The 386-nt window shown below is 57.0% G+C and carries 1 pseudogene; it reads right to left on the minus strand.

What is annotated here, in order from left to right:
* A pseudogene (locus HMPREF2822_RS13580) lies at nt 1–386 on the minus strand (HNH endonuclease); the annotation flags it as partial.

A 386-nucleotide genomic window follows, 5' to 3' on the forward strand; every position in this document is an offset into this window, starting at 1 on the left:
GAAGTTTGCTCCACGCTCTAGCCGCCAGGTGTTGATGGGTCCTTCAATGGGGTGGACGATGGTGGCATAGCCTATTTCGGCGAATTTGTGGGTGAGGAATTCCGCCCCGGTCATGCGCCCACCGTTAGTCAAGTTGAGCTCTATTTCGTCCCCGTCGCCGTTTATGATCTGGTCGAGCTCGTTCAGGGTGACGATGACTTGGGTGCGCACCGCGGGTTTGGAACCGGTGCCTTCTTTGAAGAAGACGTCGTTGGCTGCTTGAAGCAGGTCGGTGTTGGTGGATTCTAAGACGCCGCGCATGTTGGCAATCGTGGTGGCGTCATCGGTAATGGAAAGGGTGTTAGGGCCTTGCGTGCGGTAGGTGATGCGCACGCCTGGTTTGGCTA

Source organism: Corynebacterium sp. HMSC062E11, from assembly GCF_001811845.1.
Lineage (GTDB): Bacteria > Actinomycetota > Actinomycetes > Mycobacteriales > Mycobacteriaceae > Corynebacterium > Corynebacterium hesseae.